Annotated in this window: 18 protein-coding genes; 7 read left to right on the top strand and 11 right to left on the bottom strand. The window is 69.0% G+C overall.

Translation table 11 applies throughout. The features are described 5' to 3' along the window. Positions 1-21 precede the first annotated feature (21 nt). The 11 genes from AX708_RS11510 to AX708_RS11465 all read right to left on the bottom strand — a co-directional run bounded on the left by AX708_RS11510 (position 22) and on the right by AX708_RS11465 (position 14,369). Positions 22-1,467 (bottom strand): BCD family MFS transporter, encoded by a 1,446-nt coding sequence (locus AX708_RS11510; RefSeq protein WP_066525107.1) that lies wholly within the window; start codon positions 1,465-1,467, stop codon positions 22-24. Next, complete coding sequence (bchM, locus tag AX708_RS11505; protein WP_066525105.1) at positions 1,464-2,168, bottom strand: magnesium protoporphyrin IX methyltransferase; 705 nt, start codon at positions 2,166-2,168, stop codon at positions 1,464-1,466. Before bchM ends, AX708_RS11510 begins: the two co-directional genes overlap by 4 nt. Then, positions 2,168-3,064, bottom strand: a complete 897-nt coding sequence (bchL, locus tag AX708_RS11500) for a ferredoxin:protochlorophyllide reductase (ATP-dependent) iron-sulfur ATP-binding protein (RefSeq protein WP_066525102.1) — start codon at positions 3,062-3,064, stop codon at positions 2,168-2,170. The genes bchM and bchL overlap by 1 nt, the downstream gene beginning before the upstream one ends. A gap of 16 nt (positions 3,065-3,080) precedes the next feature. After that, positions 3,081-7,286 carry a cobaltochelatase subunit CobN gene (locus AX708_RS11495; RefSeq protein ID WP_082745383.1) on the bottom strand — a complete coding sequence of 1,402 codons (4,206 nt, stop codon included), beginning with the start codon at positions 7,284-7,286 and terminating at the stop codon, positions 3,081-3,083. A gap of 75 nt (positions 7,287-7,361) precedes the next feature. After that, positions 7,362-8,192 carry a 23S rRNA (adenine(2030)-N(6))-methyltransferase RlmJ gene (locus AX708_RS11490; RefSeq protein WP_066525101.1) on the bottom strand — a complete coding sequence of 277 codons (831 nt, stop codon included), beginning with the start codon at positions 8,190-8,192 and terminating at the stop codon, positions 7,362-7,364. Next, entirely contained in the window at positions 8,189-8,737 is a 549-nt protein-coding gene (locus AX708_RS11485; RefSeq protein ID WP_066525098.1) for a pseudouridine synthase, read from the bottom strand. Before AX708_RS11485 ends, AX708_RS11490 begins: the two co-directional genes overlap by 4 nt. A 34-nt stretch (positions 8,738-8,771) precedes the next feature. After that, complete coding sequence (locus AX708_RS20905; protein ID WP_196490105.1) at positions 8,772-8,930, bottom strand: hypothetical protein; 159 nt, start codon at positions 8,928-8,930, stop codon at positions 8,772-8,774. Next, positions 8,927-9,817, bottom strand: coding sequence for an alpha/beta fold hydrolase BchO (gene bchO, locus AX708_RS11480; RefSeq protein WP_066525097.1), 891 nt, complete (start codon positions 9,815-9,817; stop codon positions 8,927-8,929). The genes AX708_RS20905 and bchO overlap by 4 nt, the downstream gene beginning before the upstream one ends. Next, on the bottom strand, positions 9,814-11,520 hold the full coding sequence (locus AX708_RS11475) for a magnesium chelatase subunit D (protein WP_066525095.1): 1,707 nt from the start codon (positions 11,518-11,520) through the stop codon (positions 9,814-9,816). Before AX708_RS11475 ends, bchO begins: the two co-directional genes overlap by 4 nt. Next, a complete protein-coding gene (gene bchI, locus AX708_RS11470; RefSeq protein WP_066525094.1) occupies positions 11,517-12,518 on the bottom strand; it encodes a magnesium chelatase ATPase subunit I in 1,002 nt (333 codons plus the stop codon). Before bchI ends, AX708_RS11475 begins: the two co-directional genes overlap by 4 nt. A gap of 186 nt (positions 12,519-12,704) precedes the next feature. Next, positions 12,705-14,369, bottom strand: coding sequence for an iron ABC transporter permease (locus tag AX708_RS11465; protein WP_197425828.1), 1,665 nt, complete (start codon positions 14,367-14,369; stop codon positions 12,705-12,707). Between the two features lie 23 nt (positions 14,370-14,392). Between AX708_RS11465 and AX708_RS11460 the strand changes: the two genes are divergently transcribed. The 7 genes from AX708_RS11460 to AX708_RS11430 all read left to right on the top strand — a co-directional run bounded on the left by AX708_RS11460 (position 14,393) and on the right by AX708_RS11430 (position 20,922). After that, the gene (locus AX708_RS11460; protein ID WP_197425827.1) at positions 14,393-15,415 is read left to right on the top strand and encodes an ABC transporter ATP-binding protein; all 1,023 of its coding nucleotides are present in this window, start codon (positions 14,393-14,395) and stop codon (positions 15,413-15,415) included. A 68-nt stretch (positions 15,416-15,483) separates the two neighbouring features. Further along, positions 15,484-16,530 carry a Fe(3+) ABC transporter substrate-binding protein gene (locus AX708_RS11455; protein ID WP_066525120.1) on the top strand — a complete coding sequence of 349 codons (1,047 nt, stop codon included), beginning with the start codon at positions 15,484-15,486 and terminating at the stop codon, positions 16,528-16,530. 144 nt (positions 16,531-16,674) lie between these two features. Then, positions 16,675-17,490, top strand: a complete 816-nt coding sequence (locus AX708_RS11450) for a ferredoxin--NADP reductase (protein WP_066525084.1) — start codon at positions 16,675-16,677, stop codon at positions 17,488-17,490. A gap of 256 nt (positions 17,491-17,746) precedes the next feature. After that, positions 17,747-18,037 (top strand): hypothetical protein, encoded by a 291-nt coding sequence (locus AX708_RS11445; protein ID WP_066525082.1) that lies wholly within the window; start codon positions 17,747-17,749, stop codon positions 18,035-18,037. Positions 18,038-18,123: 86 nt separating this feature from the next. After that, the gene (locus tag AX708_RS11440) at positions 18,124-19,266 is read left to right on the top strand and encodes an acyl-CoA dehydrogenase family protein (RefSeq protein ID WP_066525079.1); all 1,143 of its coding nucleotides are present in this window, start codon (positions 18,124-18,126) and stop codon (positions 19,264-19,266) included. A gap of 123 nt (positions 19,267-19,389) precedes the next feature. Then, positions 19,390-20,130, top strand: a complete 741-nt coding sequence (locus tag AX708_RS11435) for an SDR family NAD(P)-dependent oxidoreductase (protein WP_066525076.1) — start codon at positions 19,390-19,392, stop codon at positions 20,128-20,130. 117 nt (positions 20,131-20,247) lie between these two features. Further along, the gene (locus AX708_RS11430) at positions 20,248-20,922 is read left to right on the top strand and encodes a response regulator transcription factor (protein WP_066525074.1); all 675 of its coding nucleotides are present in this window, start codon (positions 20,248-20,250) and stop codon (positions 20,920-20,922) included. Positions 20,923-21,048: the final 126 nt, after the last annotated feature.

The raw sequence follows: 21,048 nt of genomic DNA, 5'->3' as shown, positions 1-21,048 counted from the left end.
TTGGCAGGCGGGCACGGGTAATCATGTCGGAAACTCCGCAAGTCCGAACGGCCGCGCGAGGGGATCCCCTTCCCCCGAGGCAGGTTGGCGCTGGTAGCCCACGAGGGGCCCGATGGCGGCAAGGCCGGCCAGGAGCAGCGCGATTTCGAGAATGTAGACAGTGCCGTAGCCGGTGGCGCGCATCGCCATGCTGGCGGCGGGCTCGTGGCTTTGCACGGCGGCCGCGACCGCGTCGCGCAGCAGGCCGCCGACCGCGATGCCGAGGCCTGCGCAGCTCGCCTGCACCGCGCCCCATGCGCCGAGCGCAAGGCCGGCGGTCTCGCCCTCGGCAAGGTTCATCGCTTCCATCAGCGTGCCGACCGAGAACAGGCCGAGCCCGACCCCGATCCCCAGCGCACCGGCATAAAGCATCAGCGGCGCGGCAAAGGGCCCGGCGAAGAGCACCACCAGAAAGGCATTGATCCCGATCACCAGCCCCGCGCCTGCCAGCCGGAGCGGGTCCCACCCGCGTGCGAGCGCCCGGCCCGACAGCACGAAGCCCAGCAGCGATCCCAGCGCCCAGGCCCCGGTCAGCCCGGTGGTGGCCCCGACCGACAGGCCGAGAATCTCGCCGCCATAGGGCTCGAGCAGCGCGTCCTGCATCGCAAAGCCTGCCGCCCCGATGCCGATCGCGGTCAAGAGGCGCGCATTGCGGCCGCTCTTCACGAAATCGTTCCACAGCTGCGAGAAGCTGGGCGCGCCGGGCTGCGGGCCCTTGGTGATGGCCGGGTTGCGCGCTTCCTGCTTCCAGATCGCGACCACGTTGATGATGATCGTCAGCACCGCGCAGCCCTGGATCACCTGCACCAGCTTGGTGTTGGTGAAGTCCGCCAGCACCCCGCCGATCACGAAGGCCGAGAACATCATGCCGACCAGCAGCATCACGTAATGCAGCGCTACCGCACGCGGGCGCTTGTCTTCGGGGGCAAGGTCGGCGACCAGCGCGAGGCCTGCGGTCTGGGTGGTGTGAAAGCCGATGCCGGTCAGCAGGAAAGCTGCCGCCGCCGCGACAAGGCCGATCGTGAAGCGGCCCGGCTCGTCAAGCAGCAGCAGCGCGAAGGGCATGATGGCGAGGCCGCCGAACTGCATCATCGAGCCGAACCAGATATAGGGCACCCGCCGCCAACCAAGCACCGAACGGTGGGTGTCGGACTTGTGCCCGATCAGCGCGCGGAACGGCGCGGCGAGCAGCGGCACCGCGATCAGCAGCGCGACCAGCCAAGTGGGTGTGCCGAGCTCGACCACCATCACCCGGTTCAAGGTGCCGTTGAGCAGCACCATCGCCATGCCGACGCTGAACTGGAACAGCGACAGGCGCAGCAGGCGCGGCAGGGGCAGATCGACGCTCGCCGCGTCCGCAAAGGGGAGCAGCCGGAACACCAGTTCGGCAAAGCTCTGCGGAGCATCATGGCGAGCGGGGCGGTTCATCCGTGCCGCACCAGTTCGAGCGCCTGCGAGGTGTAGAACCCGCTCGAAATGCGCTGCGTGCGGCCGATGCTCCAGCCCTGGAGGCGCGCAAGGCGTTCGCGCAGCTCGCCCTCGGCGACCGGCACGATCGCGGGGCTGCGGTCGGATTTGGGGAAGGCCTTGCCGACCGTGTGCATCGCGGCGAGCAGCGTGGTGCGCGGGGCAAAGGTGAACAGGATCGAGCCGGTGGTGCGCTGCGCCAGTCTGGCGAGGGCAGCCACCAGATCCTCGGGTTCGTAATGGATCAGCGAATCCATCGCCACCACATGGGCGAAGGTGCCCAGCGAGGGGTCGAGCATGTCGCCGGCAAGCCAGTGGATGCGCCCATGCCCGATGAACGAAGGCGTGCGCTCGCGCGCGACCTCGACGAGCCCGGCGGCGACATCGATCCCGGTGACCTCCGCGCCCCGGCAGGCGGCCGCGACCGCGAGCGATCCGGTGCCGCAACCGGCATCGAGCAGGCGGGTGCGTCTGAGGTCGGTCGGGAGCCAGTCCATCAGGAGGCCGCGCATCGCATCGCGCCCGGCGCGCACCGTGGCGCGGATGCCGGAGACCTTGGCGTCGGACGTAAGGTCGATCCACGCCTGGCGCGCAGTGCTGTCGAAATAGGTCGCCAGCGCCTCGCGGCGGTCGTCATACTCGGAAGGGTTGCGCGTTGCCATCACTCGAACCCCAGGAAATCGAAGATGTCGCGGTCCTTCATCGGCTGCGCGGCGGACGGCTCGACGCCCGCCCACAGCATGGCCGCAAGCCGCAGGTATTCGTTCTGCGCGGCGACGACCTCGGGATCGTCGCCCATCTCGAACAAGGTGCACTTTTTGAGGCGCGAGCGGCGGATCGCGTCGACATCCTTGAAGTGGGCGAGGCGCTGCATGCCGATCTTGTCGCAGAAGCGGTCGATCTCGTCGGTCTCGCGGCTGCGGTTGGCGACCACGCCGGCGAGGCGAACGTCGTAGTTCTTCGACTTCGCCGCGATCGCCGCGACGATGCGGTTCATCGCGAAGATGGAGTCGAAATCATTGGCGGCCACCACCAGGGCGCGCTCGGCATGCTGGAGCGGGGCGGCGAACCCGCCGCACACCACATCGCCCAGCACGTCGAAGATGACGACGTCGGTCTCTTCAAGAAGATGGTGCTGTTTCAGCAGCTTGACCGTCTGCCCGACGACATAGCCGCCGCATCCCGTGCCCGCCGGCGGACCCCCGGCTTCGACGCACATCACGCCGTTGTAGCCTTCGAACATGTAATCCTCGGGCCGCAGTTCCTCCGAGTGGAATTCGACCGTCTCGAGCACGTCGATCACCGTCGGCATCAGCTTCTTCGTCAGCGTGAAGGTGCTGTCGTGCTTGGGATCGCAGCCGATCTGTAGCACCCGGTGGCCGAGCTTCGAGAAGGCGGCCGACAGGTTCGAGGAGGTGGTCGACTTGCCGATCCCGCCCTTGCCGTAGACCGCAAACACCTTTGCGCCCTTGATCTTGTCGGCAGGATCGAGCGCGACCTGGACCGAGCCTTCCCCGTCTGGCGGGTTGAAGCTGGATGACGGGCTGTGCAGGTTCATTCGGGAGATCCCTCTCTCATTCGGCCGGGAACACGCCTTCGAGGCGGTCCTCCAGCTCGTCATTGGCTTCGCGCAGGGCGGCGAGCGTCGCTTCGTCGGGTGCCCAGAGATTGCGGTCGCAGGCTTCGAGCAGCCGCCCTGCCACACGGCCCGCACTCTTGGGATTGAGCTCGGACAAACGGCGACGCATTTCGGCATCGAGCACGAAAGTCTCGGAAATCTTCTGGTAGACCCAGGGCGCGACCTGGCCGGTGGTGGCCGACCAGCCCAATGTGCTGGTCACATGCCCCTCGATCTGGCGCACGCCCTCGTAGCCGTGTTCCAGCAGCCCCTCGAACCACTTGGGGTTCAAGGTGCGGGTGCGCGCTTCGAGGTCGATCTGTTCCGACAGGGTGCGCACCTTGGTGGTGCCGCGGGTCGCATCGAGGATGTAGACCGGCGTCTCGGCCCCCTTGGCGCGCGCGACCGAACGGGTCACGCCGCCGAGGCCATCGACATATTGGTCGACGTCATTGATGCCGAGCTCGATGCTCTCGAGGTTCTGGTAGGTGAAATCCACCGTGCCGAGTGCGCTCTGGAGCAGTTCGCGCTGCTGCACCGGCTTGCCCGAGACCCCGTAGGCAAAGCCCTTGTTGCTCTCGAAGGCGTTGGCGAGTTCATCGGGATCAGCCCATACACCGCCTTCGATCATCTGGTTGACGTTGGCGCCGTAGGCCCCTTCGGCATTGGAGAAGACGCGCAGCGCGGCGGTCTCGAGATCGCAGCCATGCCGGGCCTGATGCTCGAGCGTGTGCTTGCGGACGAAGTTCGCCTCGACCGTTTCATCGGCCTGGCTGGCGAGCAGCGCAGCCTCGGCGAGCATCCGGGTCTGCATCGGCAGGAGGTCGCGGAAGATGCCCGAGAGGGTCATCACCACGTCGATGCGCGGGCGGCCGAGTTCGGCCAGCGGGATCAGCTCCGCGCCCGCGAGGCGACCATAGGTGTCGCGGCGCGGGCGCGCGCCCATCAGAGTCATCGCCTGCGCGATCTGGACGCCTTCGGACTTCATGTTGTCGGTGCCCCACAGCACCATCGCGATGCTTTCGGGGAAGGGCTGGCCGCCGTTGACATGGCGCGCGATCAGTTGCTCGGCCTGCTCGCTGCCCATCCGGCAGGCGAAGGACGAGGGGATGAGGAAGGGGTCGAAGCCGTGGATGTTGCGCCCCGTGGGCAGCACATCGGGATTGACCACCACATCGCCGCCCGGCGCGGGCGCGACATAGCCGCCGTCGAGCGCGTGGATCAGCGAGGCCATCTCGTCCGACGAGTCCAGCAGCGCCGCAAGGCGGGCGCGGTCGGGCGTCGGACCGTCATGGCTGCCCGCTTCCATCATCGCGTCGAGCATGTCCTCGCGCTCGGCCCCCTGCGGGTTGCGGCCGAAGACGTGGAGGCCGTGCGGGATCAGCGCCTGCTCCATCTCATAGAGACGGGCGGGTAATTCGCCGATATCGGCATAGGTGATGTCGAGTGCCTCGCACTGGTCGGCGATCAATGCGGCCAGATCGGCGCGCTCGCCCGCGTGATCGGCATCGTCGATGGTCGCCCGCCACCGCTCGACGCTCGCCTTCAGCTCCGACAGCCCCTTGTAGAGGCCCGCCTGCGCCAGCGGCGGGGTGAGGTAGCTGATGAGCGTCGCCCCTGAACGGCGCTTGGCCAGCATCCCCTCGGAGGGGTTGTTGGCGGCATAGAGGTAGAAATTGGGCGTGTCGCCGATCAGCCGGTCCGGCCAGCACTTGCCCGACATCCCCGCCTGCTTGCCCGGCATGAATTCCAGCGCGCCGTGGGTGCCGAAATGCAGCACAGCATGCGCGCCGAAGTCCTCTCGAATGTAACGGTAGAAGGCGCTGAAGGCGTGGGTCGGGGCGAAGGTGCCCTCGAACAGCAGGCGCATCGGATCGCCTTCGTAGCCGAAGCCGGGCTGCACGCCGACGAAGACATTGCCGAAGCGCGCGCCCTGGATGAGGATGTTGCCGCCGTCCGACAGCTGCTTGCCGGGTGCCGGGCCCCAGGCGGCCTCGATCTCGGCAAGGTGCTTTTCGCGCCGGACGTGCTCGTCGGCCGGGATGCGGTGGGCGACATTGGCGTCGGTGCCGAAGCGCTCGCGGTTGCCGTGCAAGAGCGCGTCGCGCATCGCATCCAGGCTTTCGGGGACGTCGACCGTGTAACCCTCGACAGAAAGGCGCTGGAGCGTCGCGTAGAGGCTTTCGTGGACGCCCATGAAGGCCGCGGTGCCGGTCGCCCCGGCATTGGGCGGGAAGTTGAAGACGACGATGGCGAGCTTGCGGCTGGCACGCTCGGCGCGGCGCAGCTGGATCAGCTTCAGCGTCTTGGAGGCCAGGGCCTCGGCCCGTTCGGGGCAGGCCTGCATGGGCCGCGCCTTGTGCGATTGCGGGCGGGCGCAATGCCGGTCGCACCCGCTGCACCCTGCTCCCGACTGCCCCGCGCGCCCGCCAAACACGTGCGGGACAGTCGAGCCGTCAAGCTCGGGAAGCGCGACCATCATGGTGGATTCGAGCGGCAGCAGCCCCTGCGGGCGGTGGGCCCAATCCTCGATGGTCTGGAACTCGATCGCGTGCGCGGCGAGGTAGGGCAGATCGAGATCACACAGCATCGCGCGCGCGGCGGGCGCGTCGGAATAGGCCGGGCCGCCCACCAGGCTGAAGCCGGTGAGGTTGACGATGGCGTCGACCGTGGGCTTGCCATCGGGGCTGATGAAGAATTTCTCGATCGCCCGCGCGCTCGCCTCGACCCCTTCGCGCAGCGCCTCGGGGAGCGTCGCGCGCGCCTCGGGCCCGGCGAAATAGAGATCGCGCGCGACCGCCGCATTGGCCGCACCCGCGTGGCGCTTGACGAGATCCCACAGCGTCAGCGTCGTGCGCTCGGGGCAGGGCACGCGACCGTCGGTATAGCCGAGGAACCAGCGGTCGTGCCCGCGCGAGAACACCCGGTCGAGCTCGGCCCACGCAGCATCGTCGATCGGCGCGTGCTGCGGCCATTGCGCCTGCGTGGCGAGCAGTTCGCGCATGACCCGCTCCTGCCCCGCGAGCCACGCCGCGCGCGCGGCCTCCTGATCCTCGAGGAAGGTGGCGAAGGCATTGCTGTCGAAGGGATCGCCGAACAGGCCGAGGCAGGCGCGCTGTTCGCCGATTTCGGCCGTGCGGTGCGCGACATAGGCGGCGCGGCGCGCGGCGCGTTCCGCGTCGAGGCCTTCGGGGATCTCGGCGAGCTTGGCCTCCTCCTCGCGCAGGGTTTCGAGCGCGCAGGCGACGGCCTCGGCGTCGAAGCGGGGACCGCGCCGCGGCTCGGGCGGCTCGCCCTTGGCGGCGCGTTCCTCGGCCTGCTTGCGGCGGTATTCGGCGGTCCATTCGTCCTTCTCGCGCTGCCGCTCGCGATCCTCGATCGCGCGCGTCAGCATCAGCGCGAGCGCGGCGCGGTTGAAGGGGCGGCCCTCGGGGTTCCAGTAGGTAGGGCCCACGGGCGCATCGCCATAGAGCACCTGCGCCAGATTGGGCGGCATGGGCGAGCCGGTCTCTTCGTCGGCGAAGGGCAGGTCGATCGGGTGGACCGGATCATTGTCCATGCACACGATATCGACCGGGCAGCGCCGGTAGAGCGGGCCGGGGTGGTAGCCTTCGGTATGGCGCGTCTCGGCAACCTGTAGCTTGTCGGCAGGCGCTGCCCGCTCGCGGCCGAGTTCGCTCGTGTGCAGGACGGTCATGGGTGAGAAGTCCCCGCGCGGCCCGTCGCCCGGACGCGGCGCGAAGACAACCAGCCAGCCATGGCGCGGGCCGAGTCCGCCCCACAGGTCGGCGGGAAGGTCGGCGCAGGCGATCTGCGCGAGGAAATTGAGCGGGATTGCGCCCTTGTCGGGATGCGCGCGCGAGCTCTGGCGCGGCCATGCAATCCCGTCTGGCAGCATCGGCAGGCCGCCGATCCACGAGCGCGGCGGCTCGTCGCGCAGCGGGATCTGGCGCTTGAGCACGGCGGTGACGTTCTCGTTGACGTGGCGGGGCGCATCGCGCCGGGCGCGCCCGAAGCCGCCGCCCGAACCGCTAACCGAACCGCCATGCGCCTCGCGCGCGAAGGCGCCGCCGCTGCGCGTTTGCGTCTGCGACCGGGCAACGTTGTCGGCGATGGCAAGCAGCGCGGCGCGCGCGGCCGCCTTGGCGAGTTTGTCGAACATCGGGCCTCCGTCGTGAGGCCCGGAGCCTTGCCGCAAAACTCCTAAGATCGGCTGAAAAGGCAGGCGATTACAGTGTCAGGGCACAAGCCACTCCGCCTTCAGCGTCCCCCGGTGCCCCCCGGGCGCGAGGCTTGCGCGCAGGGCTTCGAGCAGCGGGGGCAGCTCTTGCGTGAAGGCATAGGGCGGGTTCACGATGAACAGGCCTGCGCCGTTGTAGATCCCCGGCTGGTCGGCGTCGTAGAGCCAGTGCTCGACATTGAGGAACTTGGGGATGCCGAGCCGCCGCAGCTTGTCCTTCCAGAGCGCGTGGGCGGGCCGTTCCTTGAGCGGATACCAGATCACCGTCACCCCGTGCGCCCACTTGCGGTGCGCGGCGGCGAGGGTGGCGGTGATGCGGGCGCGCTCGTCGATCGCTTCGTAGGGCGGGTCGACCACCACGACCCCGCGCGGGGTGCGGGTGGGGAGCATGGCGAGCCACAGCTCGTAGGCGTCGCGGGTGTGGATCGCGGCCGAAGTGCCCTTCATCGCCTCGCGCAGGGAGCGCGCGTCCTCGGGGTGCTTCTCGTTGAGGATCAGGCTGTCCTGCTCGCGCAGTAGCCCGGCGAGGATGCGGGGGCTGCCGGGGTAGAGGCGGGGCTCGGGCGCTTCGTTCACGGCGCGCACTGCGGCGCAGTAGTCGTCCAGCAGCGGGTGCGCATCGGCAAAGGCGCGCAGCACGCCGCCCGCCGCCTCGCCGGTGCGCCCGGCCTCGTCGCCTGCGAGGTCATAGAGCCCGCAGCCCGCGTGGGTGTCGATCAGGGTAAGCGCGGAGGGCTTGAGCTGGAGCGCGTGGATCAGCGCGATCAGCAGGGCGTGCTTGACGACATCGGCGCTGTTGCCGGCGTGGAAGGCATGGCGGTAGTTCATGCGGCGACCTCCCTGACCTCGCCTGGGGCCAGCCCCTCGAGCGTCCAGTCGCCCACCCGCCAGCGCACCAGCCGCAAGGTGGGCAGGCCCACCGCCGCGGTCATCCGCCGCACCTGCCGGTTGCGGCCCTCGCGGATGGTGAGCGAGAGCCAGCAATCGGGGACGGACTTGCGCACCCGGATCGGCGGATCGCGCTCCCACAGGTCGGGCGGGGCAATGCGGGCGGCCTCTGCGGGGAGGGTCATGCCGTCGTTCAGCCGCACGCCCCTGCGCAGCGGTTCGAGCGACGCCTCGTCGGGATCGCCCTCGACCTGCACGAGGTAGGTCTTGGGCAGCTTGAAGCGGGGGTCGGCGATGCGCGCCTGGAGCCGCCCGTCGTCGGTCAAGAGCAGCAGCCCCTCGCTGTCGCGGTCGAGCCGCCCGGCGGGGTAGACGCCCTTCGCCGCAATGAAGTCGCTGAGGGTCGCGCGCGTCGTGGGCGAGCGGGTGTCGGTGAATTGCGAGAGCACGCCGAAGGGTTTGTTGAACAGGAGCAGCCGGGCCATCGCGCGCTCATATCGGGCGATTGCGGGTCTGTCTTTACTCGGGTGCCTGCGGCCCCTCGCGCTCGGCAGCCTCGCGCGCCTCCCGCTCGGCGCGGGTCTGCTTGAGCTTCCGGTCCATGGCGATGTATTGCCACAGCCCGAAGGCGACTGCGACGCCATAGAACAGCCCGATCTCGATCCAGCCGAAGTTCATCGCCGTGCCTCTCCCGCTTCTGCTGCCGCGAGAAACGCCGCGATGTGCGCGGCGATGTCTTGCGGGGCTTCCTCGTGGGCCAAATGGCCGAGGCGGGGGAGAAGTTCCAGCCGCGCGTCGGGCAGCCAGCTTGCGGCATCGCGCGCCCAGTCGGGCGGGATCGCGGGGTCGTTCGCGCCGTGGAGCAGCAGCACCGGATTGCGCACCGCGTCCATCTGTTCGCGCAGGGCGGGCAGGTCCCAGTTCGCCATCATGGCGAGCGCCCCGCCCGCGTGGCCGGGGTGCTTCAGCAGCCGGGCGTAACAGGCCAGCCCCGCCGCATCGATGCGCGAGTGGGTCGAGCGCCACAGGAACCTCTCCGCCCCTCCGACAAGGTCGATGCTGCCGGTGAAGATGCGCGGCACCAGCGGATTGACGAACAGCGTCTTGGCGATCGCAGGGAAGATTTGCGCGAAGGCGCCGGGGAAGGGGCGCAGGGCGGCGGAGAGGCCGACGATGGGGCCTCGGTAGGCGTGGTCGAGCGCCAGTTGCAGCGCGATCGCTGCGCCCGCCGAGTGCCCGATGATGGCGACGGGCGTGACCGCGAGCGCCTCCATCAGCCGCGTCACCTCGCGCGCCATGGCGGGCAGGCTCATCGCATAGGCATCGTGTCCGGTGGTGAAGGCGTGGCGGGGGAGGTCCACCGCGATGACGTCATGACGCTGTGCCAGAAGCGGCATGAGCCCGCGCCACGAATGGACCGAAGCGCCGGTCCCGTGGAGGAGCAGCAGGGGCGGGCCGGATCCCATGCGCTGCACATGCCAGCGCGCCGCGCCGGTGCGGATGAAGGTACTCGCCTCGCGGTGCGGCCAGATCAGGCCCTCGCGCTGCCAGTCGAGCGCGCTCATGCCGCTTTGCCGAGCGGCTGCACGGCGTCGATCGCCTGCTTGAGCATCCGCGCGTCGGCGCGGGGCAGGGCGAGGAAGCGGCCGCCCAGGGCGGCAGCGAGGGCCGCGCCCTCGGGTCCGGGGCGGGCGGAGATGTCGACCACGAGGCTGTCGATTTGTCGCGCGGCAATTGCGCGTGCTGCCGCCTCGGCATCCTTGGCGGCCTGCGGGCGGCCCGGGGAGCCGTCGGCGGCGATATTGGCGCGGCCATCGGTGAGGATGACCAGCGCGGCGCTGCGGCCCTTGGCGACCACGCTCTCGGCCACCTCGCGCGCGGCGTTGAGGCCCATCGCCAGAGGCGTCCCCCCGCCGCCGGGCAGCTCGGCGAGCGTCCGGCGCGCGCGGGTGAGCGAACGGGTGGGGGGGAGCAGCAGCTCGGCCGAGGTGCCGCGAAATGCTACCAGCGCGACTTCCGAGCGAGTGACATAGGCCTGCGCCAGCATCAGCTCGACCGCGCCCTTGGCCTCGGCGAGCCGCGCTGCCGCCGCCGAGCCGCTGGCGTCGACCGCAAAGATAGTGACCCGCGCCGCGCGCTCCTCGAAGCGGCGGACGCGAAGGTCTTCCTTGCGCATGATGATCGGCGCATCGGAGTCCGCGCCGTTCTCGCCCCCAAGTTCCCTGCGCCGCACCGCCTGCCACGGGACGGCGGCGCGCAGGGAATCGATCAGCGCCAGCTTGTGCCCCCCGCGCGGCATCCCGGGACGCGCGCCCAGCGGCTTGCCGCGGGTCGCCGCCTTGCGTTTCTGCCCGGTGCCGCTCGACTGCGTGCGGCGCGGGGCCTTGCCTTGCGCGAGCTGTTCGAGCAGCCCCGCTGGGATCGACGCCCTGGCCGCCTCGACGAGTATTTCCGAGAGGTCGGGCTCGGGCTGCTGGCGGTCGCTGTCGGACTGGTCGTCCTGCTGGTTGTCAGGCGGGGGCGGTTCCTCGGGGGGCGGTGCTTCCGCGTCCTGCGGCGGCAGACGGGTCGCGCGCGGGGCGAGCACCAGTCGCACCGCGCCTGCAAGATCAGCCTTCCCGGCCTCGGTGCGTCCCGAGAGCGCCGCGAGGCTGCGGGCGGCTTCGGCAGCGTGGATCAGCGCGCGCAGGCTCTCCACCCCGAGCGACTCGGCGGTCGCGGCGAGCGCATGCAGATCATCCTCGGCAAGGGGGGCGACATCGGCCAGCCTGCCTGCGGGCGGGGCCAGTTCCACCCCCTGCCAGCGGCGAGAAGAGGAAAGGTCGCACAGAAAGGCGAGCCTTTCGGTGAGGCTCGCGGGTGGGGCTTCCTCGGGCTCGGCGGCATCGTCGAGCAGCACCAGAGCGGTGCCGCCTTCATCCAGCGCCTGCGCCAGCCGCCCCGCGATGCTGGCGTCCATGCGCTCGGCCATGCCCGCGATCAGCGCGCCGCCTTGCGCCTCCTCGATCAGCCCGGTCTGGCGCACCGGCCTGCCTGCCGAGAGGCTCGCCGCAAGGTCGATCCCGCCCAGCAGCCGCTCGTCGTCGACATGGCCTGGCAGGCGGCGCAGCGGCATGGCCTCGGTCAGCGCCAAGACCAGCGCCTCGCGCGCCGGGCTGCTCCCGCGCAGGGTCAGGCCCTTGAAGATGGCAGGCGCAAAGAGGAACAGCCGCGCCGCCAGCACCGCGTCGTCCAGCGGATCGGCGGCAGCGGCGGGGGGCGGCGTCATCCGAACAGCTCGGCGATCGCCCGGGTGATGCGCGTGGTGGAGCCGGTCTCGTCGAGCACGTCGCGCCTGAGCCGGTGCCTGAGGGCCGAGGGCGCGATGGCGACGAGGTGCTTGCGCGTGACCTTCTTGGCCCCCTCGAGCGCGGCCAGCGCGCGGGCGGCGCGCATCAGGGTGAGCTCTCCGCGCAGGCCATCTGCGCCGACGGCAAGGCACAGCTCGGCGGCGTCGCGCAGCACCTCCTCGCCCGGCAACAGCTTGGGCAGGCGCGCCTTGCCCTTGGCGACCTGCTTGAGGATGGTCTCGTCGGCTTCCGCCCAGCGCGCGGCGAAGCCTTCCGGGTCGGCCTCGTTTGCGGCGACCAGCTTCATGATCGCGATCCGGGTCTCGATGTCCTTGGGGGTGCGCACCTCGACCGAGAGCCCGAAACGGTCGAGCAGCTGCGGGCGCAGCTCGCCTTCCTCGGGGTTGCCGCTGCCGATCAACACGAACTTGGCGGGGTGGCGTACCGACAACCCCTCGCGCTCGACCACGTTCTCGCCCGAGGCTGCGACATCGAGCAGCAGGTCGACGAGGTGATCCTCGAGCAGGTTGATCTCGTCGATATAGAGGAACCCGCGGTGGGCCTTGGCGAGCAGCCCGGGCTCGAACGCCTTCTCGCCGCTACGCAGCGCGCGTTCGAGGTCGAGCGAGCCGATCACCCGGTCCTCGGTCGCGCCCAAAGGCATGTCGACGAAGGGCACGGGGCGCTTGACCAGCTTGCCCTGTCCGCACACGTCAGGGTAGCGCGCCTGATCCTCCTTCGAGGCACCATAGGGGCAGCCCTCGGCGGCCATGATCGGCGGCAGCAGTCCGGCGAGCGCGCGCGCGGCGGTGCTCTTGCCGGTGCCGCGGTCGCCGAAGACCATGACGCCGCCGATGCTCGGATCGACCGCCGCGATCAGCAGCGCCTGTTTCATCTCGTCCTGACCGACGATCGCGGAGAAGGGGAAGCGTGCCATGTGCCGCACCTTGTGAACGTTCGGGCGGCTTTGGACAAGCAGAAGTGACAGGCTGGCGTTACACATTGCCTTTGCCTCGTCATGGCGAGGGGCCGCAGGCCCCGTGGCCATCCATTGCCCATTCGCTGGCCGCAAGGGCGGGCCATGGATTCCCGCGCGGCTGCGCCGCTCGCAATGACGAGGGTCTTAGCGCTTCCCTAAACGGTTCAACGCCAGCACCGGCAGAAGTCCAGCCGCCAGCAGGATCAGCGCCGGGATCGCCGCCTCGACCAGCCGCTCGTCGCCCGCGAGGCGATAGGTGCGGGTGGCGAGGGTTTCGAGATTGAAGGGGCGCAGGATCAACGTCGCCGGGAGCTCGCGCAGGGTGTCGATGAACACCAGCGCCGCGGCACCCGCAAGGCTCGGGGCGAGCAGCGGGGCATAGATCCGCGCCAGCACCCGCGATGGCCCCGCGCCGAGGCTGCGTGCGGCGGCGTCGAGCCCCGGGGGAATGCGCGCGAGCCCCCCGCTTACGGTGTTGTAGGCGACGGTCATGAACCGCACCCCCAGCGCATAGACCAGCACCGCGCTCGTCCCTGTCAGCAGCAGGCCGCCCTGCCAGCCCAGGCTGTCGCGGGCCAGCCGTGTCAGCGCGATGTCGAGGGTGCCGAGCGGCGCAAGCAGGCCGACCGCGAGCAAGGCGCCCGGCAGGGCATAGCCCAGCGTCGCCAGCCGGATCGCGCCCTCCGTCACCCGCGAGGCCGAGCGCGCGCGGGCGAAGGCCAGCACCAGCGCGGCGCCCACGCACAGTGCGGCCGCCGCCACGCCCAGTGACAGGCTCCCGCCGAGGTACTCCCCGAGCGCGCCAGCCGCGCCCTGCGCGGTCGGGGTCGAGGCGAGGCTGACGAGGTAGCCCGCCGGGACCACGAAGCCCGCCAGCACGGGCGCGCAGCATGCCGCGAAGGCGAGCGCCTTGCCCGCGGGCGAGAGGTGGACCAGCGGCTCGTCGGTATCGCGCGCGGCGAGGCCGTCACGGCTGTCGCTGCGCCCGCGCCGCGAGCGTGCCTCCCACGCCACCAGTGCGATGACGAACAGGAGCATGACGGCGGCGAGCTTCAGCGCCGCGGGCTTGTCCCCCATCGCCAGCCAGCTGCGGAAAATGCCGGTCGAGAAGGTGGGGATGGCGAAATACTCGGCCACACCGAAATCGGCGAGCACCTCCATCAGCACCAGCGCGAGGCCCCCGGCGATGGCAGGGCGCGCGGCGGGGAGGGCGACGCGGCGGAAGGCAAGGGCAGGGCCTGCGCCGAGGCTGCGCGCGGCGCGGAACTGGGTGGGGCTCTGGGTGAGGAAGGCCGTGCGCGCAAGGAGATAGACGTAAGGATAGAGCACGAAGCCGAGCACGAAGGCCCCGCCGCCAAGCGATCGGATGTCGGGGAACCAGTAGTCGCCCGCGCTCCATCCGGTGGCTTCGCGCAGGGCGCTCTGCACCGGCCCGGCATAATCGAGCAGGCCCGCATAGATATAGGCAGCGAGATAGGCGGGGAGCGCGAGCGGCAGCACCAGCGCCCAGCTCAGCACGCGGCGGCCGGGAAAGCGGGTCGCGGCGATCAGCCATGCCGTGCCGGTGCCGGTGACCGCCGCGATCCCGCCTGCCAGCGCCATCAGCAATGCGGTGTTGGCGATGTAGGTCGGCAGCACCGTGCCCGCGAGTGCGGCGATCGACTCGCCCCCGCCGCTCACCGCCGACGCGGCGACTGCCGCGATCGGCAGGCCGACCAGCGCCGCCAGCGCCAGCGCGGCGAAGGTCCAGCCGCCGGCCCCCGCAGCCCCGCTTGCAGCCGCGCTGGCAGTTCGCCTAAGGCGGCTCACCGATAGACTTGCGGACAGCGCCATTGAGCCTCGAATTTCGACATATTGCCCATGCTTACGGTGCGGTGCGGGCGCTGGAGGACGTGAGCTTCACCGCGCCCGCGGGGGAGATCACCTGCCTGCTTGGCGCGTCGGGTTGCGGGAAGTCAACGCTTTTGGGCCTCGCGGCGGGCCTCTTGCGGGTCCAGCAGGGCGAGATCGCGCTGGGCGAGGAGGTGCTGGCGGACGCAGCACACAACCCCCCGCCCGAGGCGCGCCCCGTCGGCCTCGTGTTCCAGGACGGCGCGCTGTTCCCGCACATGACGCTGGCAGCCAACGTCGCCTTCGGCCTCCCGCGCGAGCGCCGTTCCGAGGCGGATGCGTGGCTCGCCAAGGTGGGCCTCGCTGGCATGGGCGCGCGCTATCCGCACGAGCTGTCGGGCGGCCAGCAGCAGCGCGCCGCGCTCGCCCGGGCGATGGCGCCGGGCCCCGAGGTGCTGCTGATGGACGAGCCCTTCGCCAGCGTCGATATCGTGCTGCGCCGGTCCTTGCGCCGCGAATGCCGCATTCTGCTGCGCGAGGCGGGCTCGACCGTGATCCTCGTCACTCACGATCCGGCCGAAGCGCTCGACGTGGCGGATCGGATCGCGGTGATGGAGGCGGGCCGCATCGTCCAGTTCGGCACCCCGCTGGAGCTGCACGAAGCCCCCGCCACCGCTGCCGTCGGCGCGATCTTCAGCGGCGCGCAGGTGGTGCCGGGAATGGTCGCCGAGGGCGGCCTCGACACCGCCTTCGGGCTCTGGCCGTTTGAGAGCCTCGTGGCCGAGCTTCCCGAGGGGGCGACCGGGCTCGACCTGCTGGTGCAGGCCGACCGGCTGGTCCCGGTCTCCGACATGCGCGGCGGGCGGGTGCGCGATATCCATCCGATGGGGCCAAGGAACCGCATCCTGCTCGATGGCGCCGACGGGGCGGCGATCACGGTCGAGACGGTGCTGTCGGTCGATCCCGCGCGGACTTACAGCGTGATCCCCGATCCCGGGAGCGTGAGGGCCTTCGTTCGCGGATAGGGCTTGCGCGGCGAGCGATAATATTGCAAGTCATTCGCAACAACTTCTCCCGCGAAAGCCTGCCCTCCATGAAGCACCTGTTCCTCGCCGCCCTCGCCAGCGTCAGTCTTGCCGCGCTTGCCGCTTGCTCCGGAGAGGGCGGGGGCGAGACGAAGGCCTGCGCCGCCCCCGCGGGCGTCGTCAATGTCTACACCTCGCGCCACTACGACACCGACCTCGCGCTCTACGAGGACTTCACCTGCTCCAGCGGGATCAAGGTCAACCGCCTCGAAGCCGATGCCGACGCACTGATCGAGCGGATCGCAGCCGAAGGCGAATACAGCCAGGCCGATCTGTTCGTGACGGTCGACGCGGGCCGTTTGTGGCGGGCCGAGCAGGCGGGGTTCCTCGCGCCGGTCGATTCGAAGGTGCTGCAGACACGCATCCCCGCCAATCTGCGCGATCCGCAGAACCGCTGGTTCGCGCTCACCACCCGCGCGCGCATCATCATCTACAACAAGGCCAAAGGGGTGCCGCAGGGCCTCGCCAATTACGAGGACCTGGCCAAGCCGGAGTTCAAGGGCCGCCTCTGCATGCGCTCCTCCTCGAGCGTCTACAACGTCGCGCTCCTCGCCAGCCTGATCGCCCATGACGGCGAGGCCAAGGCGGGCGCATGGGCCAAGGGCGTCGTCGCCAATTTCCAGCGCCCGCCCGAGGGCAACGACATGTCGAACATCGAAGCCGTGGCCGCGGGCGAGTGCGATATCTCGCTGGTCAACACCTACTACCTCGCCCGCTTCGACACGCCGGAGAAGCGCAAAGTGCTGGACTCGATCGGCATCATCTTCCCCAATCAGGCGACCACCGGCACCCATGTGAACATGAGCGGCGCCGGGCTGGTCAAGACCGCGCCCAATCGCGAGAACGCGGTGAAGTTCCTCGAATACCTCGCCTCGGACAAGGCGCAGCAGGTGCTGGCGAACGGCAACAACGAATATCCGACGGCGACCGGCGTCGCACCGACGTCGGCGGTGGAGAAGCTCGGCAGCTTCAAGCCTGACCCGCTTGCCCCCGCCGAGATCGGCAAGAACCAGGCCCGCGCGGTCGAATTGTTCAACGCGGCCGGATGGAATTGACCCTTTGCCCGATTTGCGCGCGGTCAAGGCCCGCTTTCACGGCCTATCGCTAAACTGTCTTGAAGCGCGCGCTTCACTAGTCCATTTGCGCCGCCATCCTGACCGCCCCTGCCGGGCGGCCTGCACCCCTATTCGAGGCCCCTTGTGACCCAAACCGCTCTGACCCGCGACCAGTTCACCGAAAGCGCCGCGCTCTCGGTCGAGACCATCACCGATGTCCACCACTGGTGCGACGGGCTGTTCAGCCTCAAGATGACGCGGCCAGCGAGCTTCCGCTTCCGTTCGGGCGAGTTCGTGATGATCGGGCTTCCCGGTGACAACGGCAAGCCGCTGCTGCGCGCCTATTCGGTCGCCTCGCCCTCCTACGCCGAGGAATTGGAGTTCCTGTCGATCAAGGTGCAGGACGGCCCCCTGACCTCGCGGCTGCAGCACATCCAGGTCGGCGATCCGATCTACCTCGGCAAGAAGCCGACCGGCACCCTCGTCACCGACGCGCTGCTGCCGGGCAAGCGCCTCTTCATGCTCTCGACCGGCACGGGGCTGGCGCCGTTCATGAGCCTCGTGCGCGATCCCGAGGTTTATCAGATGTTCGAGGAAGTGATCGTGGTGCACTCGGTGCGCAACGTGAACGAGCTGGCCTATCGCGAGTTGCTCGAGAGCAAGCTCGAAGGCGACCCGCTGCTCGAAGACGAGGACCGCGCGCGGATGATCTACGTCCCCACCGTCACCCGCGAACCCTTCCGCACCCAGGGCCGCATCCAGGCGCTGATCGACGATGGGCGGCTGTTCGAGCAATCGAAGGGCCCGCAGCGCTTCGTGCCTGAAGAGGACCGCGTGATGTTGTGCGGGAGCATGGCGATGATCAAGGACCACGCCGCCGACCTGGAACGCCGCGGGTTCGAGGAAGGCGCGAACAACAAGCCGGGGCAGTTCGTGATCGAGCGGGCGTTTGTGGGGTAACTTAACCCCGTCGCCCCGTGCTTGACACGGGGCTTGGCTGCCTTCGGGTGTGACGCAGCAAAGAAGAAGCCTAGCCCCGGATCAAGTCCGGGGTGACGAAGGATATTGAGCTCAGACCCCTCTCGTCACCCCAGCGCAAGCTGGGGCCTAGAGCCTCACATGGCAGCACTTGCCGCCCTAGGTCCCAGCTTGCGCTGGGATGACGCAATGGCTGAGGGAGGTAGCGCCTGAATGCTGACTGATCTACAATCAAGCCATGAAGCTCGCCCGCAAGATCATTCTCCATGCTCCAATCTCGGACGAGCGTTTACTCGACGAGTTCGTGGAAAACTGTCTGCGCGATGAAGTGTCGCTTATCGCGGTAGTAGGCCCTGGTTGCGCGCGCATTGAGGACATTATCGACGAGATTGTGGTCGGGGATGGTTCCAAGTCGGATCGCTACGTCACCACTTCATCCCATCCCGATGAGCCGCTCAGTGACGTAAGAGATTTCGTGGAATGCTGGGAAATGGAGCCGGCCGATCCGTATCAGGAAGTCTGGCTCTGACGCTCACCACTTTCGCACTTGACCCCCACCCCCACCCCCTGTTCAATCGTGGCAAATCAAAACCCATCTGCCCGGAGAGAACCCCCATGCTCGCGACCTCGTATCGCACCGCCTATAACGAAGACCACGAGGCCTTCCGCGACACCGTCCGCAAGGTTTTCGCCGAACACCTGACCCCCCACATGGACGAGCACGAAGCCAACGGCATCGTCCCGCGCGACGTGTGGAAGGCAATGGGCGACGCCGGGATGCTGTGCATGACGGTGAAGGAAGAGAATGGCGGCCTCGGCCTCGATTTCGGCTTCAACTGCGTGCTGACCGAGGAATTGAGCTACCTCGGCTCCTCGGCGGGCTTCACGCTCCAGAACGACATCACCGCCAATTACTTCGAGCGCCTCGGCAATCCCGAACAGCGCGCCAAATATCTCCCCGGCATGGTCAGCGGCGACATCATCACCGCGATCGCCATGACCGAGCCGGGCGCGGGCTCCGACCTTCAGGGCATCCGCACCACCGCCAAGAAGGACGGCAATCACCTCGTCATCAACGGCTCCAAGACCTACATCACCAACGGCCAGAACGCCGATTGCGTGATCGTGGTCGCCAAGACCGATCCGGAGAAAGGCGCCAAGGGCATCAGCCTCGTGCTGGTCGACGCCGACACCCCCGGCTTCGAGCGCGGGCGCAATCTCGACAAGATCGGCCAGCACGCCGCCGATACGTCAGAACTGTTCTTCAACGATTGCCGCGTGCCGATGACGAACATCCTCGGCGCCGAGGGCATGGGCTTCGTGCACCTGATGGAGGAGCTCCCGCAGGAACGCCTCGGCATCGCGGTCGGCGCGCAGGCGGCGGCGCAGCGCGCGTTCGACGAGGCGGTAAAGTTCACCAAGGACAGGAAGGCTTTCGGCAAGACCGTGTTCGAGTTCCAGAACACCAAGTTCACCCTGGCCGATTTGAAGGCCAAGCTGCAGGTGGGCTGGGCGCACTTGGACTGGGCGATCCGCAAGCACCTCGCGGGCGAGCTCACCACCGACGAGGCGAGCGCGGCCAAGCTGTGGCACACCGACCTCCAGTGGGAATGCTGCGACACCGCACTGCAACTCCACGGCGGGGCGGGCTACATGAACGAATACGCCATCGCCCGCCTGTGGCGCGATGCGCGCGTGACGCGCATCTTCGGCGGCACGAACGAGATCATGAAGGAAGTGATCTCGCGTTCGATCTGAGCCCATGTCTCCCCTCCCCGGCGGGGAGGGGCCGGGGGTGGGGGCTCGATCCCATCCACGGCAGAACCCCCATCCTCGGCCCTTCCCCAAGGGGAAGGGAGAAGAAGTGCGGAGCAACCATCCATGACCGATCCCCTCGACTTCACCGGCGCGCGCGTCCTCGTCATCGGCGGGTCGAGCGGGATCGGGAACGGCATCGCCCACGGCTTTCGCCAGCGCGGGGCGAGGGTGACTGTCACCGGCACGCGGCCCGATTTCGGCGACTATCTCGAGGCGGAAGATTCGGACTTCACCGGCCTCGATTACCGCCAGCTCGACCTCACCGATCGCGATGCGGCAGGGCGGCTGGCGGAGGGTTTCGGCCTGCTCGATGTGCTGGTGCTGTGCCAGGGCACCGTCCGCTACGGCCGGCAGGAGTTCACCCGCGAGGGGTGGGATCAGGTCGTCGACATCAACCTCAATTCGGTGATGGACGCCGCCCGCGCCTTCTACCCGGCGCTGGCGGAAGCGAATGGCAGGATCATCATCGTCTCCAGCGTCGCCGCGTTCAAATCGACCATCGGCACCCCCGCCTATGCCGCCTCCAAGGCGGGAGCGGCGAGCCTTACCAAGACGCTCGGCGAGGCCTGGGCGCGCGACGGTATCCGCGTCAACGGCATCGCCCCAGGGTTGGTGCCGACCAAGCTCACCGCAGTGACCACCGACCATCCCGAACGCCTCGAAGCCAGCCTCAAGCGCATCCCGCTCCGGCGCATGGGCACGCCTGAGGACATGGCCGGCGCCGCGCTGTTCCTCGCCTCGCCGCTGTCGGCCTACATCACCGGACAGACGCTGGTGGTCGACGGAGGGCTGACGCTCGCCTGACCCTGCGCGGGACAGGCCGCAAGGCTTCCCGGCGACGATTACCTACAACTGAAAACCAGTCACAAACGCGTCACACCCTTGCGCCACTCCCGCAAAAAAACCGGGGCTGGCTGCAACATGGATGTCGTCAATATCTTCCTGACGAGCGAACTGGGCGAGAGCCTTGAGGATTTCGTTCACGACCAGCGCCGCTTCACCTTCGACCGGCTGGGGCCCGAGGGACCGCGGCGGCTGGTCGAGGGGCCGATGTGGGCCTTTGTCGACTGGGTGATGCCCGAGCTCGCCGGGCTCGAGATGTGCCGCCGGTTGCGCGCCGACACGCGCACCAGCGATGCCCATGTCACCATGGTGCTCGAGGAGGACGATCCCGAGGACCGCCGCCGCGCGCTGCGCGCCGGGGCGGATGACTACGTGATCGGGCCGCTGACGCGAACCGCGGTGCTCGACCGGGTGCTGGCGCTGCAATCGCGCGGGGTCGAACGCCAGGCGACGCGGCGCTTTGAACTCGGCGCGCTGACGATCGACATGGCCGCCTTGCAAGCACGCTGGAACGAGCAGCCGATCGTGCTGCGCCCCAACGAATTCCGCCTGCTGCGCTTCCTCGCCGAAAACCCCAACCGTGTGCTGACCCGCGAGGACCTCATCAACGGCCTCGGCAAGCGCGAACCCCCGATCGACGAGCGCACGGTCGACGTGTGGATCGGCCGCCTACGCCGCGCGATCAAGGCCGCAGGCGGCGGCAACCCGCTGCGCACGGTGCGATCGCTGGGCTATGTGTTTGATTTGAGCTGAGGCGAGAGGGCAGCGGCGATTGCCGCGTGGCAGCATTTGGCGACTGAAGCCCAGAACCAGACATTCTACTTTCGTTTAGAGTTTCGGACGCCGATAGGCGTCGGAAAGTCGACGGTGCCCGAACCC

The sequence above is a fragment of the Erythrobacter sp. CCH5-A1 genome, from assembly GCF_001557115.1.
Lineage (GTDB): Bacteria > Pseudomonadota > Alphaproteobacteria > Sphingomonadales > Sphingomonadaceae > Erythrobacter.
This window is presented reverse-complemented; position numbering and strand designations above follow the sequence as displayed.